Consider the following 15,834-nt stretch of genomic DNA (forward strand, 5'->3'; position numbering starts at 1 on the left):
ACTGCAGGGATCTACAACACAGGCTCGTGGCCTAAGGCCGGGTACGGCATGTGGACTGCCTGACAGAAAGAACTGGCCGGTTCTTTCTGTACGGGAGGATAATACAAGGCCGGGTAAGGCGCAGCCGCCACCCGGCATAACTACAGCTTAAGAATATCTTTCACAAACGGAATGGTCAGCTTGCGCTGGGCGGTAATGGAGGCGCGATCGAGCTGATCGAGCGTATCAAACAGGGTGCGCATCTCGCGGTCCAGACGCTTGAGCAGGAAACGGCCCACGTCTTCCGGCAGCTCAAAGCCGCGCTGCTTTGCTCGCAGCTGTAACGCCTGCAGCTTATCTTCATCTGACAGCGGCTGGAGCTTGTAGATTTGTCCCCAGTCCAGACGAGACGCCAGATCCGGCAGCCCAAGGTTAAGCTGGCGCGGCGGACGATCGCCGGTGATCAGCAGCCGGGTTTTGCCCGACTCCAGAATGCGGTTGTAGAGGTTAAAGATCGCCATTTCCCACGGCTCGTCCCCCGCCACGCATTCGATATTATCGATGCAGACCAGCGAGAGATGTTCCATGCCCTCAAGCACTTCAGGCACAAACCAGGTACGTTTATCCAGAGGCACATAGCCGACCGCATCGCCGCGCGCCGAAAGCTCGGCACAGGCGGCATGCAGCAGGTGGCTGCGCCCCGCGCCTTCGCGTGACCAGATATAGATGTATCCGCTGTGATCCTGACGCAGCACGTTTTGCAGTGCAGCCAGTAAAGAGGGGTTATCACCCGGCCAGAAACTCGCAAAAGTTTCGTCGTCAGGGAGATAGAGTGGCAGAGAGAGCTGTGCCGGTCCGTTCAGAAATACCTCAACCAGAGATCTTACATAAAATCGGCGATGAGTTTAACACGGAACCTGCCAGGAGAGAACCGGGCGATCCTTCGCCCAGTTAATGGATCAGTGTGGGGCTTTTTCGCTTTCGTCAGCGTCCAGGACCACCTCTTCCGGGCGGATCACCGAGATCAGCTTGAAAATCAGGCTCAGGCCCACGCCCACGATGGTCGCCAGCGCCATGCCCTTCAGCTCGGCCGCACCGATGTGCACCTTCGCGCCGCTCACGCCGATGATCAGGATAACGGAGGTCAGGATCAGGTTTTGCGCCTTGCTGTAATCCACTTTGGATTCAATCAGCACGCGAATACCGGAGGCACCGATCACGCCGTACAGCAGCAGGGAAACGCCGCCCATTACCGGGACCGGGATAATCTGGATCGCTGCCGCCAGCTTGCCCACGCAGGAGAGCAGAATGGCGATGATCGCCGCGCCGCCGATAACCCAGGTACTGTAGACGCGGGTAATCGCCATTACGCCGATGTTTTCACCGTAGGTAGTGTTTGGCGTGGAACCGAAGAAACCGGAGATGATGGTGGAGAAACCGTTGGCAAACATGGAGCGGTGCAGACCCGGGTCGCGGATCAGGTCGCGCTTCACGATGTTCGCCGTCACCACCAGGTGGCCAACGTGCTCCGCAATTACCACCAGCGCGGCAGGCAGAATGGTGAAAATGGCGAACCATTCAAAGCGTGGGGTGTAGAAAGTTGGCAGCGCGAACCAGTGCGCCTCGGCAATCGGGGTGGTATCCACAACGCCCATGACGAAGGAGAGCGCGTAGCCCGCCAGCACGCCGATCAGGATCGGGATAATCGCCATAAAACCGCGGAACAGCACGGAGCCAAATACCGTCACGCCCAGCGTCACCAGCGAGATGATAATGGTTTTGGAGTCCGGTGACTGGCCGTCCGCAGGCAGCAGGCCGGCCATATTCGCCGCCACGCCCGCCAGCTCCAGGCCGATGACGGCAACGATGGCGCCCATCGCCGCAGGCGGGAACATCACGTCCAGCCAGCCGGTACCGGCTTTCTTCACAATGAAGGAAACCAGGCAGAACAGCACGCCGCACATGATAAAGCCGCCCAGCGCGACCTCATAACCCAGCGGCAACAGCAACAGCACCGGCGAGATAAAAGCAAAGCTCGACCCCAGATACGCCGGGATTTTGCCTTTACAGATAAAGAGGTACAGCAGCGTCCCGATGCCGTTGAACAGCAGCACGGTAGCCGGGTTAATGTGAAACAGGATTGGCACCAGCACGGTTGCGCCAAACATAGCGAACAGGTGCTGCAAACTAAGCGGGATAGTCTGTAAAAGCGGCGGTCTTTCACTCACCCCGATAGCACGGCGCGTCATAGTGTTTTCCTCTGTGTAGTATTGTTGGTTTTTATTCAAAAAAAAGCCGACTATCAAAGTCGGCTTATTTATCGTTATTCGATTATTTCGTACCAAAGATCTTATCGCCGGCATCGCCAAGCCCCGGGATGATGTACCCGTGCTCGTTCAGCCCCTGGTCGATAGAGGCGGTGTACAGCTCAACGTCCGGGTGCGCTTTTTCCAGCGCCGCGATCCCTTCCGGAGCAGCAACCAGCACCAGCACCTTGATGCTGCTGCAGCCCGCTTTTTTCAGCAGATCGATGGTGGCGATCATTGAACCGCCGGTCGCCAGCATTGGGTCAACCACCAGCGCCATGCGCTCGTCGATGTTAGAGACCAGCTTCTGGAAGTAAGGTACCGGCTCCAGCGTCTCTTCGTTACGGTAGATACCGACCACGCTGATGCGCGCGCTCGGTACGTGCTCCAGCACGCCTTCCATCATGCCAAGACCGGCACGCAGGATAGGCACTACGGTAATTTTCTTACCTTTGATCTGCTCAACCTGCACCGGTCCGTTCCAGCCTTCGATGGTCACTTTTTCCGTTTCCAGATCGGAGGTTGCTTCGTAGGTCAGCAGGCTGCCCACTTCAGAAGCCAGTTCGCGAAAACGCTTCGTGCTGATGTCATGCTCACGCATCAGGCCCAACTTGTGTTTAACGAGTGGGTGTTTCACTTCCACAATCTTCATTCTCTTTCTCCTCTGAGGTGGCATCCGCAAAAAAATCGCGGGATTATACCGCTTTTTTCGGATTGCGCCATACCCAACTTGCTTGACGTACATCAATCAAAAACAAAAAACCGGAGGCTGGGCTCCGGCTTGGGTGCGGGGTCTTGCCCGGTGGCGCTTACGCGGGCCTACGTGTATTGTAGGTCGAGTAAGCGTCAGCGCCACCCGACAATTAGAGGTTATCGCCGTTGCTCGCAATCACCTGCTTATACCAGTCGAACGATTTCTTCTTGCTGCGGTTCAGGGTGCCGTTACCTTCGTTATCTTTATCGACAAAGATAAAGCCGTAGCGTTTTTTCATTTCGCCCGTTCCGGCAGACACCAGGTCGATACAGCCCCACGGGGTATAGCCCATCAGATCCACGCCGTCTTCCACCACCGCTTTTTTCATCTCGCGGATGTGTGCGGAAAGGTAATCGATGCGGTACTGGTCGTTCACCGTGCCGTCGCTCTCCTGCACGTCGATCGCGCCAAAGCCGTTCTCAACGATAAACAGCGGCAGCTGGTAGTGATCCCAGAACCAGTTCAGAGAGTAGCGCAGCCCGACCGGATCAATCTGCCAGCCCCAGTCGGATTTCTGCACGTACGGGTTGGAGACCAGGCTCTTGCTCTCGTCGTAGTCCAGCGCCGGGTTATCTGCCGTCGCTTTGGTGGCGAAAGACATGTAGTAGCTGAACCCGATGTAATCCACGCAGCCCTGCTTCAGCGCGGCTTTATCTTCTTCGGTGATATCCAGCGCGAAGCCGCGACGCTCGAAGTAGTTGAGCAGATGCTGCGGATATTTGCCGCGCACGTGCACGTCGGTGAACCAGTAGCGACGGTGCATGGCGTTCATCGCCATCATCATGTCGTCCGGCGCACAGGTCAGCGGGTAGATGGGGCACATGGCAATCATGCAGCCGATCTGCAGCGACGGGTTAATCTCGCGGCCCGCCTTCACCGCCAGGGCGCTGGCCACCAGTTCGTAGTGCGCCGCCTGGAACATCACCGGCTCGCGGTCTTCACCTGGCGCGTACTTCAGCCCGGAGTTGGTAAATGGCGCAAAGTCTTCGTGGAAGTTGGCCTGGTTGTTGATCTCGTTAAAGGTCATCCAGTACTTCACCTTGTGCTGGTAACGCTCAAAAACAACCTTTGCAAAACGCACGAAGAAGTCGATCAGCTTACGGTTGCGCCAGCCGCCGTATTCCGTCACCAGGTGGAACGGCATCTCAAAGTGGGAAAGCGTGATAACCGGTTCGATGCCGTACTTCAGGCATTCGTCGAACAGATCTTCATAGAATTTCAGGCCCGCCTCGTTCGGCTCCAGCTCGTCGCCTTTCGGGAAGATACGCGTCCAGGCGATGGAGGTACGAAAGCATTTGAACCCCATCTCGGCAAAGAGTTTGATGTCTTCTTTATAACGGTGGTAGAAGTCGATAGCCTCATGGTTAGGGTAGTTTTTCCCCTCCAGCACGCCGTTGGTGATTTCACGCGGCACGCCGTGGGCGCCCGCGGTCATGACGTCGGCAACGCTTACGCCCTTACCGCCCTCTTTCCAGCCGCCCTCAAGCTGGTGCGCCGCAACGGCCCCACCCCACAGAAAATCTGCTTTGAATCCTGACATTCGCTTTCCCTCATTCTGCGTTATTTTCTGCAAAAACAATTACAGAAACCGGTTTCAGTTCGATGATGTGCAAAGGGGATATTCGTTGCAAGCAGATCGCCGAAACCGGTTTCATTTTCGTGAACGGAGTCAAGTTTGGCTGCATTTACGGGCTATACAGAAAAAAAGATCCCCACGTCCAGAATAGGCTCGCAAACGTTTGCCTGGACTGTTAGAATTGCGCCGATTTTTCTTACTAGCTATGCAATCGCGTGGGGATTTAAGCCGTGACCAACAAAACTTCTCTCAGCTACAAAGATGCCGGTGTTGATATTGACGCAGGTAATGCGCTGGTTGACCGAATCAAAGGTGTGGTGAAGAAAACCCGCCGCCCGGAAGTGATGGGTGGTCTGGGTGGATTCGGCGCACTGTGCGCGCTGCCGCAAAAATATCGTGAACCTGTTCTGGTCTCGGGTACTGACGGCGTAGGCACCAAGCTGCGCCTGGCGATGGATTTAAAACGTCACGACACGATCGGTATCGATCTGGTTGCGATGTGTGTGAACGACCTGGTGGTTCAGGGCGCAGAGCCGCTGTTCTTCCTCGATTACTACGCGACCGGCAAACTGGATGTGGATACCGCAGCCAGCGTCATTAACGGTATCGCCGAAGGCTGTCTGCAGTCCGGCTGTGCGCTGGTGGGCGGTGAAACCGCTGAAATGCCGGGCATGTACCACGGCGAAGATTATGACGTCGCGGGCTTCTGCGTCGGCGTAGTAGAAAAATCAGAAATTATCGACGGCAGCAAAGTGGCCGATGGCGATGTGCTGATCGCGCTGGCCTCCAGCGGCCCGCACTCTAACGGCTACTCTCTGGTGCGTAAAATCCTCGAAGTAAGCGGCTGCGATCCGCTGACCACCGAGCTGGACGGTAAACCGCTGGCCGACCACCTGCTGGCCCCAACCCGCATCTACGTGAAAAACGTGCTGGAACTGATCGAGAACGTCGACGTGCACGCCATTGCCCACCTGACCGGCGGCGGCTTCTGGGAAAATATCCCGCGCGTGCTGCCGGACAACACCCAGGCGGTGATCGACGAATCCTCATGGCAGTGGCCAGCCGTCTTTAACTGGCTGCAGACTGCAGGCAACGTGAGCTCTCACGAAATGTACCGTACCTTTAACTGCGGCGTGGGCATGGTTATCGCCCTGCCGGCAAGCGAAGCGGATAAAGCGGTTAAGCTGCTGACCGAGAAAGGTGAAAACGCGTGGAAAATCGGTACGATTAAAGCCTCCGATTCCGAACAGCGTGTGGTCATTGAATGAAAAACATCGTGGTGCTCATTTCCGGCAACGGAAGCAATTTGCAGGCCATCATAGACGCCTGCAAACAGAAGAAAATCAATGGCACCATTCGGGCAGTTTTCAGCAACAAGGCCGACGCGTTCGGCCTTGAGCGCGCGCGGGAAGCGAACATTCCCGCTCACGCGCTGGAAGCCAGCCAGTTCGCCGGACGTGAAGCCTTTGACCGCGAGCTGGTGCAGGAGATTGACGCCTACGCGCCCGACCTTGTGGTGCTGGCGGGCTATATGCGTATTCTGAGCCCGGCCTTCGTCGAACACTACGCCGGTCGACTGCTGAATATTCACCCTTCCCTGCTGCCAAAATATCCCGGCCTGCATACCCATCGTCAGGTGCTGGAAAACGGTGACGAGGAGCACGGTACCTCCGTCCATTTCGTGACCGACGAGCTGGACGGTGGCCCGGTGATCCTGCAGGCGAAAGTCCCGGTCTTTGACGGCGACAACGAAGACGACGTGACCGAACGCGTGCAGACGCAGGAGCACGCCATTTACCCGCTGGTGGTAAGCTGGTTTGTCGACGGGCGTCTGGAGATGCGCGACGGCGCAGCCTGGCTGGACGGCGTGAAGTTGCCCCCGCAGGGTTATGCGGCCGAAGAGTAGTTTGCTATGTCGGGTGGCGCTTCGCTTACCCGATATTCCCTCCCCCAACCCGCTAAATTCCCCAACAAAAAAAATAACTGTCATACTTTTCTGGCACTGTTGGACATATCGTGGAAATGCTCGCCATAATAAGGACGAGACGGATTTACCACGTCCTGTGATTGAACTGGAGTGTGAGCTGTAATGGGTCAGGAAAAGTTATATATCGAGAAAGAGCTAAGCTGGTTAGCATTTAACGAACGTGTACTCCAGGAAGCGGCAGATAAAAGTAACCCGCTGATCGAACGCATGCGTTTTTTAGGCATTTATTCCAACAACCTGGATGAGTTCTACAAGGTTCGCTTTGCCGAGCTGAAAAGACGCATCATCATCAGCGAAGAACAGGGCTTAAACTCGCACTCGCGGCATTTGCTGGGCAAAATCCAGTCCCGCGTGCTGAAAGCCGATCAGGAATTTGACGGCCTGTATAACGAACTGCTGCTGGAGATGGCGCGCAATCAAATCTTCCTGATTAACGAACGTCAGCTTTCCGTTAACCAACAAAACTGGCTGCGCCACTACTTTAAACAGTACCTGCGCCAGCACATTACCCCGATTCTGATCAACCGCGAAACCGATCTGGTGCAGTTCCTGAAGGATGACTACACCTACCTGGCGGTGGAAATTATTCGCGGTGAATCCATCCGTTATGCCCTGCTGGAGATCCCGTCCGACAAGGTGCCGCGCTTCGTGAACCTGCCGCCGGAAACCCCGCGCAGACGCAAGCCGATGATCCTGCTGGATAACATCCTGCGCTACTGTCTGGACGACATTTTCAAAGGCTTCTTCGATTACGATGCGTTAAACGCCTACTCGATGAAGATGACCCGTGACGCCGAATATGACCTGGTGCACGAGATGGAAGCCAGCCTGATGGAGCTGATGTCCTCCAGCCTGAAACAGCGCCTGACGGCTGAGCCGGTGCGCTTTGTCTATCAGCGCGACATGCCGGACGCCATGGTGGAGATGCTGCGCGAGAAGCTGACCATTTCGCGCTATGACTCCATCGTGCCGGGTGGCCGTTACCACAACTTTAAAGACTTCATTGGCTTCCCGAACGTTGGCAAAGCCAATCTGGTGAACAAACCGCTGCCGCGCCTGCGTCATATCTGGTTCGATAAATTCCGCAACGGATTCGACGCTATCCGCGAGCGCGACGTGCTGCTCTACTACCCGTACCACACCTTTGAACACGTGCTGGAGCTGCTGCGTCAGGCCTCGTTCGACCCGAACGTGCTGGCGATCAAAATCAACATCTACCGCGTGGCAAAAGATTCCCGCATCATCGACGCGATGATCCACGCGGCACACAACGGCAAAAAAGTCACCGTGGTGGTTGAGCTGCAGGCGCGCTTCGACGAAGAGGCGAACATTCACTGGGCGCGCCGCCTGACGGAAGCGGGCGTGCACGTGATCTTCTCCGCGCCGGGTCTGAAAATTCACGCCAAACTGTTCCTGATCTCGCGTAAAGAGGGTGGTGACGTGGTGCGCTATGCCCACATCGGCACCGGGAACTTTAACGAAAAAACCGCGCGGATTTATACCGACTACTCGCTCTTAACCGCTGACGCCCGCATTACCAACGAAGTGCGCCGGGTCTTTAACTTTATCGAAAACCCGTACCGTCCGGTGAGCTTCGACTATCTGCTGGTCTCACCGCAGAACTCGCGCCGCCTGCTGTACGATATGATCGATAAAGAGATCGCCAATGCCCAGAAAGGCTTGTCGTCCGGCATCACGCTGAAGCTTAACAACCTGGTCGATAAAGGGCTGGTGGACAGGCTGTATGCGGCGTCCAGCTCCGGCGTGCCGGTTAACCTGCTGATCCGCGGCATGTGCTCGCTTATTCCGGAACTGGAAGGCATCAGCGACAATATTCGCGTTATCAGCATCGTTGACCGCTACCTGGAGCACGATAGGGTCTATATTTTCGATAATGCGGGCGATAAACAGGTCTATCTCTCTTCGGCAGACTGGATGACGCGCAATATTGACTATCGAATTGAAGTCGCGACGCCGCTGCTGGATCCGCGTCTGAAGCAGCGTATCCTCGATATTATCGAGATCCTGTTCAGCGATACGGTGAAGGCGCGCTATATCGACAAAGAACTTAGTAACCGCTACGTACCGCGCGGCAACCGCCGTAAAGTGCGGTCACAGCTGGCGATTTACGACTATATCAAATCACTCGAGCAACCCGATTAACCTATGCCGATAAATGATAAGACCCCACGCCCGCAGGAATACGCCGCGGTCGATCTTGGCTCTAACAGTTTTCACATGGTCATCGCCCGTGAGGTGGATGGCGCGCTGCAGATCATCGGTCGTCTGAAGCAGCGCGTACACCTGGCGGATGGGCTTGATGAGCGCAGCATGCTCAGCGAAGAGGCGATGGAGCGTGGTTTAAACTGCCTGTCGCTGTTTGCCGAACGCCTGCAGGGCTTCTCGCCCTCCAGCGTTTGCATCGTGGGCACCCACACGCTGCGCCAGGCGCTGAACGCGCCGGAGTTCCTCAAGCGGGCCGAAAAAGTGATCCCCTACCCGATTGAGATCATCTCCGGAAACGAGGAGGCGCGTCTGATTTTCATGGGTGTTGAACATACCCAGCCGGAAAAAGGGCGCAAGCTGGTGATCGACATCGGCGGTGGTTCTACGGAGCTGGTGATCGGCGAAGACTTTGAGCCGCGCCTGGTGGAGAGCCGTCGCATGGGCTGCGTCAGCTTCGCGCAGATGTACTTCCCCGGCGGCACCATTACCCGTGAAAACTTCCAGCGGGCGAAAATGGCTGCGATCCAGAAGCTGGAGAATCTGGCCTGGCAGTACCGCATTCAGGGCTGGAACGTGGCGCTGGGCGCGTCGGGCACCATCAAAGCGGCGCATGAAGTGCTGCTGGCGATGGGTGAAAAAGACGGTTTTATCACGCCTGAACGCCTGACCCTGCTGACCGAAGAGGTGCTGAAGCATAAAAGTTTTGACGCCCTAAGCCTGCCGGGGCTTTCCGACGAGCGTAAGGCAGTCTTTGTGCCGGGCCTGGCTATTCTTTGCGGCGTGTTTGACGCCCTGGCGATTAAAGAGCTGCGCCTTTCCGACGGCGCGCTGCGTGAGGGGGTGCTGTATGAGATGGAGGGCCGCTTCCGCCATCAGGACATTCGCAGCCGCACCGCGCAGAGCCTGGCCAACCAGTACAACATCGACCGCGAGCAGGCGAAGCGCGTCCTGGAAACCACGGTGCAGATGTACGAGCAGTGGCAGGAGCAGAACCCCAAGCTGGCGCACCCGCAGCTTGCCGCGCTGCTGAAATGGGCCGCGATGCTGCACGAGGTGGGGCTGAACATCAACCACAGCGGGATGCACCGCCATTCAGCGTATATTCTGCAAAACAGCGATCTGCCCGGCTTCAACCAGGAGCAGCAAACCATGATGGCGACCCTGGTGCGCTATCACCGTAAAGCCATCAAGCTCGACGATCTGCCGCGCTTCACGCTGTTTAAGAAAAAGCAGTTCCTGCCGCTTATTCAGCTGCTGCGCCTGGGCGTGCTGCTGAACAATCAGCGTCAGGCCACCACCACACCGCCGACGCTGAAGCTGAAAACCGACGATCACCACTGGACGCTGAGCTTCCCGCACGACTGGTTCAGCCAGAACGCGCTGGTCCTGCTGGACCTGGAAAAAGAGCAGCAGTACTGGGAAGCGGTCACCGGCTGGATGCTCAAAATCGAGGAAGATAGCGCCGACGTCGCCGCGTAACGGCTCAGGCGTCCGCCGTGGACGCCTCTGCTTCCAGCAGTGACTCAAGCGGTGCCGGTCTGCCAATCAGATAGCCCTGCACATAATCAATGCCTAGCGCGTGCACCGCGCTACGTATCTCTTCGGTCTCGACATATTCCGCCACCACCAGCATCTTCTTCATGCGCGCCAGATGGCAGATAGAGGCCACAATCTGGTAATCCAGACTGTTGTTGACGATATTGCGGATGAAATCGCCGTCGATTTTGAGAATGTCCGCATCCACGCTTTTCAGCCGCGCATAGCTCGCATAGCCGGTACCAAAATCATCGATCGCAATGCGTACCCCCATTTTCTGCAGCTGCCGCAGGATGTGGAGCCCCTGCTCCGCGTTGCAAAAGGTGCTGCACTCCGTCACTTCAAAGATCAGCTGCCACGGCTCAATGGCATATTTCGCCAGCAGGCGACTCACCTCAAGCGGGAACTGCACCCGACACACCGTTGAAGGGGCCAGATTAATGGCAAAGCGCTGGCCGGGCAGCCGTTCGCGATGCGCGGCGAGGAAGCGCAGCGTATGCTCCAGCACCCACAAATCCACCCGCGAAGAGAGGCCAAACTCCTGGGCTATCGGCAGGAATTGTTCAGGGGAGATCAACAGCCCGTTTGCATCAGTCATCCGCAGCAAGACCTCATGATACCTATCGCCACGCAGGCCGCGTACGGGCTGAACGAGCAGCGTGAATGCGTTGTTATCCAGCGCACGCTGCAGGCGACTCATCACCGCGACTTTATCCTTCAGGCTGCGCTGCAGATGGACGGCGCCGCGCTGCTGAAGATTTTCCGGGTGGTTAGAGGAGAGCGACAGATCGGCCACCACCCCCAGCTCACCCAGCACCAGATAGAGGTGGTTAACCGGCGAACGCACATAGCAGTAGCTCACCCCCACCTGCGGCTGCAGCGGCATGCCGTCCCAGACAAAGCGGAACTGCTTGATGTGCTCGTCCAGGGTTTCAATCCGCTGCTGGTGCGATTCGGCGTTAAGGCGAACCGCCATGTCACAGCCCGTCAGGTGATAGATCTGCTCATTGGGCTGGAGCGTGCCGTTAATCCATTGCGCCAACTGCTGTTTGTACTGAATGCGCAGTAACACGCCATAGTTACGGCCCAGAATTTCAAGCTCCGGAACGCGGAGTAAACAGAGCGCCGACCACGGGTTTTTTGCCAGATCGCGCGAAAGCGCCCGCAGGTTAGGCATATGCAGAACCGGGTCGAGCAGCGCCAGCCTGCGGGAGCGTTTGTTCACCGCCCGCTGCCGGGTCGCCAGCATCGACATGTAAATTACCACAAACGAGAAGACCAGATAGCTGGAAGAGGTGATTGCCAGCTGAATGTCGTACCCCTGGTTCACGGGGATATAGCGGTAAAAATAGTGAATAGACACCAGCAGTATCGGGATCCAGATAAGCGAAATCAGCTTATAGCCAAAGCGCATCGCCCCCCAGAGCATCACCGGCATCAGCAGCGACAGGGTGTAGTTAGTGGTGAAAATCGAACTGTTTTCATTCATCGGCAGCAGCAGGAGCGAAAGCAGCCCGGCAAGCGCAATGGCCCAAATCAGAAACTCAGCGCGCGTCACCTTTTTGTCTATCTGGGTACGGATCTGCGAGATGAGGCTTTTGAGATAGCGCGGATGACGAATCAGGCGGATCAGCAGATAACTTAACGGCACGCCCGTCAGACCGCTGACCAGCAAGGCCTGATAGTTGATCAGCGTGCGAATGTTGAGGGGGTTAAGCCCTGCCAGGCTCTGGCGACTCTCATACACGCCCAAATACACCGCAAACTGGAACAACAGCAGAAACAGCGTCGCGGGGCAGAAGGCCTGCCAGAAGATGCGCTGCGCCATCAGCCGTACGTCGCCGTACGCCGTCATATTGCGTCTGGGCGCAAACACCCGGTAGCCGCCCCAGCTAAGCACTATAGGGACAATAAAATGGAGCACGCCGGCGACGGTTTCAAACATCCCGACCGACGGGTAATAGCGGATAAACAGCGACAACACGATCCCGGGAAGGGCTTCCAGACCAAAAAACATCATCAGCGAAAGCAAAAACGAGAGCGGTAAATAATAAAGTGCCGCTATCCCGTCGCCCAGGTGCGTGAACGTATTCGCCACGCTCAGTACGGGAAGTAAAACCACCGGTAAAATAAGCGGCAATACCCACCAGCGGTGTTTATTCTTTTTCAGGAAAGCAAAAATGTTCATAGATGCCCGGTTAAACCCCTTTTTCTCCAGAAGGAAAATAATGACAGGCATCCAACCTGACCTGGCGCAGCCCGGCGACGTGCGGGGCGAACGGTATGGAGGAGGGATTTTAAATATCAGGGCCGGAAATCCGTTGACATAAATCAAACTATTTTACGCAAATAAGCTTTGCACAGCGTTTTTTTGAAATAATTTTCTTCGTATTATCAATATGGTAAATGCAAATATTAATTTCAATAACAATAATTAATGTAAACGTTGACGGTTATTTACACATGACGGAATTGACCCTCTCTTTCCGCTGTGCCTTAATATCCCCGTCGCCCAGAAGGGCATGCCCAGGAAAAAGAAGAGTGAGTCAGGCCACGCGTATGCGCAAACGACACCGTTTTAACACCCGGATGACCCGCATTATACTGCTCATCAGCTTTCTGTTTTTCTTTGGCCGCTTCGTTTACTCTTCCATCGGCGCCTGGTATCACCATCAGGACAAAATCCAGTCGCAGCAGTCCAGCCTGAACGTCGACGCCGCTGACCGCTAGCCCTGCGATGGGTTTTGCACCAGCCGAATAATCCCCGCGATCCCTTTGCTGAGGATCTTGTCCTGCCGCATCACGATGGCGAGCTGGCGCTGCAGCACGGGCGTGAGCGACATGACGCAGAGCCCTTCACGGTCAGCGTCATGCTCAACCGCCATTCGCGGAACGATACTGTAGCCGAGCCCCACCCGAACCATACGCTTAATCGCCTCAATGCTGCCAAGCTGCATCACCGGCGCGATCGCTAACCCATTGGCCGCAAACCAGCCATCAATGAGCGCCCGGGTACCGCTGCCAGACTCAAAGGCGATCAGCGGCTGAGCATGGAGCGCCTCCGGGGTTAACTCGCTGAAAGCATCCTGCTGTTCCCGCGACGCGATAAAAACAAACTCCTCGTCCATCACCGGCATAACGTCCAGCGCTCTGCCGCTGACCGGCAGCGTCACCAGCCCCATATCGAGACGGTTCTCTTCGATGGCCCTGACGATGTCGAGGGTGTTGCCCGTTGTTACGCCCACCCGCAGGAGCGGATAGTCGCGGCGCAGCTGCTCCAGCAGGGGCGGCAGAAGATGGATACAGGCCGTCGCCCCCGTACCAAGAGTAATGGTCCCGCTGACATCGTGGCTGAACGCGCTCACGGACCGCAGGATTTCGTCCACAACCTGCTGAATGCGCTCTCCGTGCACCAGCAGTGACTCTCCGGCAGCCGTGGCCTTAATGCCCCGTCCGGTACGCTCCACCAGCCGCGTTTGCAGAAACTGCTCCAGCTGACGTATTTGCAGACTAACGGCAGGCTGGGAAATGCCCAGCAGATCCGCCGCCGCCGAAAAGCTGCCGCGCTGGATCACCAGACGGAACGTCGCGAGATAGCCAAGGTTAAGCGTCGTCATTCAAAGTTTCTCTTATACAGCGCATAAGGTTGCAGGCCTGCCAGCACAATACCGCGCTCGCTATGCTCAGGACAACTGCATAACGGAATGAAAAACAATGGAAACACCTGCCCTGCCTCGTCGCCTTGCCCTTACTGCCGGATGTAATCAGCTTATCAACTGGGGGATCTCGTTTTATCTGCCCGGCACCTTTGCGCGGACCATTTCAGCCGACCGGGGATGGTCAGCGCCGCAGATTTACCTCGGCCTGACGCTGGCGATGCTGGTGATGGCCGCGGTCTCCCCTTTCGTCGCCCGTCTGCTGGCACGCTTTGGCGGACAGAAAGTGGTAATGGGCGGAACGCTGCTGATTGCCGCAAGCTGCGCCGGTATGGCGTATACCCGGACGCTGTCTGGCTGGTACGGCGCCTGGCTACTGTGCGGCATCGGGATGCGTCTGTCGCTGTATGACGCACTGTTCGCCGCGCTGGTTAATCTTTATGGTCAGCAGGCACGCGGGACGATCTCACGTATTACGCTGATGGGCGGGCTGGCGTCTGCCGTCTTCTGGCCGCTGGGCGATGGCCTGCTTCACATCATGAGCTGGCAGGACGCGTTACGCATTTATGCCCTGCTTGGTCTGCTGAGCGCAGTGCTGATCCGCACGCTTCCCCGGCAGCGGCTGACGGAAAACACAAAGGCCATCGCGCCGCCCCTGCGCAACGAGCGGCGTAACGCCTGGCTTTATGCGGCCTTCATCGCCCTTATCACCTTTGTCTCTAACGGCACCTCCACCCATCTGCCGGAGTTTATTGCCCACTTTGGCCTGCCGGTCGCCATCGGCATGCTGTGGGGGATCGGACAGACGGGCGCGCGCTCGCTGGAGGTGCTGGCAGGCGGCCACTTAACCCCCTTCAAACTTACGCTTTTTACCGCTCTTGCCATGCCGCTGTGTTTTCTTGTGGGAATAAGCAGCACCCTGTTTGTCTGGTGCGCAGCCGGGTTTGTGCTGGGCTATGGCGCCATCAACGGGCTGGTCACCATAGTAAAAGCCACGCTGCCACTGGAGCTGTTTAGCACGGAAAGCTATGCCCGCCGCACGGGCATGCTGCTTATCCCGGGCCAACTGATGGCCGCAGCCGCACCGTTTGCCTATGCGTGGCTGAACAAAACGCTGGGGATCGCGGGTGCAATGGGAGTGTCGACGGGGTTAACGCTGGTGATTGTCGGGCTGGCGATAGCGATCGTGCGCCATCCCGGTAGGCAAACTGTATCGCACTGTATCCCGCACGACGCGCTGACAAACGGGTACAAAACGCCCCCTCCGGCAAATATCTCCGATACATAAAAATGGTTTTCTTTCCCTGTCGTCATTCAGAACTGATGAGGAGAGAACCATGATTCGTCGTTACGCAATTTTACCCCTGCTCGTCCTGGCCTCTGTAACACATGCCCAGGCCACGCCGCTGGACAACCTGAGCGCCGCGGACGTTAACGGCCCCGCCGCCGTTGCCCCGCTGGCGCAGCCGCAACCGCCAGCAAAACTGATCGTCGATCCGCCGCTTGCCGGGCCGCTGAGCAAAGGCGCGGTGTTTATTCAGTACCGGGCCGAAAACCTGCGCATCGAGCCGGTATTCGGCCCCGAGGCGCTCAAGGTGACCCCGCGCATCGGGCACATTCACGTGGTGGTGGACGGCGCGCCGTGGCACTGGGCTGACGCCAGCGGCGAGCCTGTGATCCTGGTGGGGCTGCCCGCCGGCAAGCACGAGGTAACGATCATCCTGGCTGACCCGACGCATAAGCCGCTCGACCACAAAACCATTGAATTTACCGTCCCGCCCCACGCGGCGATCCACCATTTTTAAGGAGTCTGA

13 protein-coding genes are annotated in these 15,834 nt (G+C 57.0%); 7 read left to right on the forward strand and 6 right to left on the reverse strand.

The annotated features are described in order from the left end of the window. Nucleotides 1–140 precede the first annotated feature (140 nt). The 4 genes from ACMWL8_RS18155 to ACMWL8_RS18170 form a co-directional block, all read right to left on the reverse strand. Nucleotides 141–842: a DnaA inactivator Hda gene (locus ACMWL8_RS18155; RefSeq protein ID WP_211438414.1), complete on the reverse strand. Its 702-nt coding sequence runs from the start codon at nucleotides 840–842 to the stop codon at nucleotides 141–143. A 96-nt stretch (nucleotides 843–938) separates the two neighbouring features. Next, nucleotides 939–2,228, reverse strand: coding sequence for a uracil permease (gene uraA / locus ACMWL8_RS18160; protein WP_017692944.1), 1,290 nt, complete (start codon nucleotides 2,226–2,228; stop codon nucleotides 939–941). An 82-nt stretch (nucleotides 2,229–2,310) separates the two neighbouring features. Further along, nucleotides 2,311–2,937, reverse strand: a complete 627-nt coding sequence (upp, locus tag ACMWL8_RS18165) for a uracil phosphoribosyltransferase (protein ID WP_008501641.1) — start codon at nucleotides 2,935–2,937, stop codon at nucleotides 2,311–2,313. Nucleotides 2,938–3,148: 211 nt separating this feature from the next. Continuing rightward, entirely contained in the window at nucleotides 3,149–4,579 is a 1,431-nt protein-coding gene (locus ACMWL8_RS18170; RefSeq protein WP_045260211.1) for a 6-phospho-beta-glucosidase, read from the reverse strand. A 266-nt stretch (nucleotides 4,580–4,845) separates the two neighbouring features. Between ACMWL8_RS18170 and purM the strand changes: the two genes are divergently transcribed. From purM to ppx, 4 genes are all read left to right on the forward strand, one after another. Beyond that, nucleotides 4,846–5,883, forward strand: coding sequence for a phosphoribosylformylglycinamidine cyclo-ligase (gene purM / locus ACMWL8_RS18175; RefSeq protein ID WP_008501643.1), 1,038 nt, complete (start codon nucleotides 4,846–4,848; stop codon nucleotides 5,881–5,883). Next, on the forward strand, nucleotides 5,880–6,521 hold the full coding sequence (gene purN, locus ACMWL8_RS18180) for a phosphoribosylglycinamide formyltransferase (protein WP_028014032.1): 642 nt from the start codon (nucleotides 5,880–5,882) through the stop codon (nucleotides 6,519–6,521). The genes purM and purN overlap by 4 nt, the downstream gene beginning before the upstream one ends. Nucleotides 6,522–6,704: 183 nt before the next feature. Further along, nucleotides 6,705–8,765 carry a polyphosphate kinase 1 gene (ppk1, locus tag ACMWL8_RS18185; RefSeq protein WP_045260210.1) on the forward strand — a complete coding sequence of 687 codons (2,061 nt, stop codon included), beginning with the start codon at nucleotides 6,705–6,707 and terminating at the stop codon, nucleotides 8,763–8,765. A gap of 3 nt (nucleotides 8,766–8,768) precedes the next feature. Beyond that, nucleotides 8,769–10,307 (forward strand): exopolyphosphatase, encoded by a 1,539-nt coding sequence (gene ppx / locus ACMWL8_RS18190; RefSeq protein WP_028014034.1) that lies wholly within the window; start codon nucleotides 8,769–8,771, stop codon nucleotides 10,305–10,307. A 4-nt stretch (nucleotides 10,308–10,311) separates the two neighbouring features. On the opposite strand, the gene ACMWL8_RS18195 is transcribed toward ppx, so the two are convergent. After that, a complete protein-coding gene (locus ACMWL8_RS18195) occupies nucleotides 10,312–12,552 on the reverse strand; it encodes an EAL domain-containing protein (RefSeq protein WP_045260209.1) in 2,241 nt (746 codons plus the stop codon). Nucleotides 12,553–12,923: 371 nt separating this feature from the next. Here ACMWL8_RS18195 and ACMWL8_RS18200 point away from each other — a divergent pair, with 371 nt between their 5' ends. Beyond that, the gene (locus ACMWL8_RS18200) at nucleotides 12,924–13,094 is read left to right on the forward strand and encodes a YfgG family protein (protein WP_023337595.1); all 171 of its coding nucleotides are present in this window, start codon (nucleotides 12,924–12,926) and stop codon (nucleotides 13,092–13,094) included. Here the strand turns inward: ACMWL8_RS18200 and ACMWL8_RS18205 are convergent. Beyond that, nucleotides 13,091–13,981, reverse strand: coding sequence for a LysR family transcriptional regulator (locus ACMWL8_RS18205; protein WP_045260208.1), 891 nt, complete (start codon nucleotides 13,979–13,981; stop codon nucleotides 13,091–13,093). The two genes, ACMWL8_RS18200 and ACMWL8_RS18205, sit on opposite strands and share 4 nt — an antisense overlap. A 97-nt stretch (nucleotides 13,982–14,078) precedes the next feature. On the opposite strand from ACMWL8_RS18205, the gene ACMWL8_RS18210 reads away from it, so the two are divergent. Beyond that, the gene (locus tag ACMWL8_RS18210; protein ID WP_045260207.1) at nucleotides 14,079–15,308 is read left to right on the forward strand and encodes an MFS transporter; all 1,230 of its coding nucleotides are present in this window, start codon (nucleotides 14,079–14,081) and stop codon (nucleotides 15,306–15,308) included. A 49-nt stretch (nucleotides 15,309–15,357) separates the two neighbouring features. After that, complete coding sequence (locus ACMWL8_RS18215; protein ID WP_045260206.1) at nucleotides 15,358–15,825, forward strand: DUF6130 family protein; 468 nt, start codon at nucleotides 15,358–15,360, stop codon at nucleotides 15,823–15,825. The last annotated feature ends 9 nt before the right edge of the window (nucleotides 15,826–15,834 follow it).

The organism is Enterobacter sp. 04-C-12-SI-ECC (assembly GCF_047530715.1).
Lineage (GTDB): Bacteria > Pseudomonadota > Gammaproteobacteria > Enterobacterales > Enterobacteriaceae > Enterobacter > Enterobacter bugandensis.

Bases quoted from the DNA above. Each gene is read 5' to 3' on its own strand.
- uraA (WP_017692944.1), bottom strand. From the start codon at position 2,228: ATGACGCGCCGTGCTATCGGGGTGAGTGAAAGACCGCCGCTTTTACAG.
- ppx (WP_028014034.1), top strand. From the start codon at position 8,769: ATGCCGATAAATGATAAGACCCCACGCCCGCAGGAATACGCCGCGGTC.
- upp (WP_008501641.1), bottom strand. From the start codon at position 2,937: ATGAAGATTGTGGAAGTGAAACACCCACTCGTTAAACACAAGTTGGGC.
- ACMWL8_RS18205 (WP_045260208.1), bottom strand. From the start codon at position 13,981: ATGACGACGCTTAACCTTGGCTATCTCGCGACGTTCCGTCTGGTGATC.
- ppk1 (WP_045260210.1), top strand. From the start codon at position 6,705: ATGGGTCAGGAAAAGTTATATATCGAGAAAGAGCTAAGCTGGTTAGCA.
- ACMWL8_RS18210 (WP_045260207.1), top strand. From the start codon at position 14,079: ATGGAAACACCTGCCCTGCCTCGTCGCCTTGCCCTTACTGCCGGATGT.
- ACMWL8_RS18200 (WP_023337595.1), top strand. From the start codon at position 12,924: ATGCGCAAACGACACCGTTTTAACACCCGGATGACCCGCATTATACTG.
- ACMWL8_RS18215 (WP_045260206.1), top strand. From the start codon at position 15,358: ATGATTCGTCGTTACGCAATTTTACCCCTGCTCGTCCTGGCCTCTGTA.
- ACMWL8_RS18195 (WP_045260209.1), bottom strand. From the start codon at position 12,552: ATGAACATTTTTGCTTTCCTGAAAAAGAATAAACACCGCTGGTGGGTA.
- ACMWL8_RS18170 (WP_045260211.1), bottom strand. From the start codon at position 4,579: ATGTCAGGATTCAAAGCAGATTTTCTGTGGGGTGGGGCCGTTGCGGCG.
- purN (WP_028014032.1), top strand. From the start codon at position 5,880: ATGAAAAACATCGTGGTGCTCATTTCCGGCAACGGAAGCAATTTGCAG.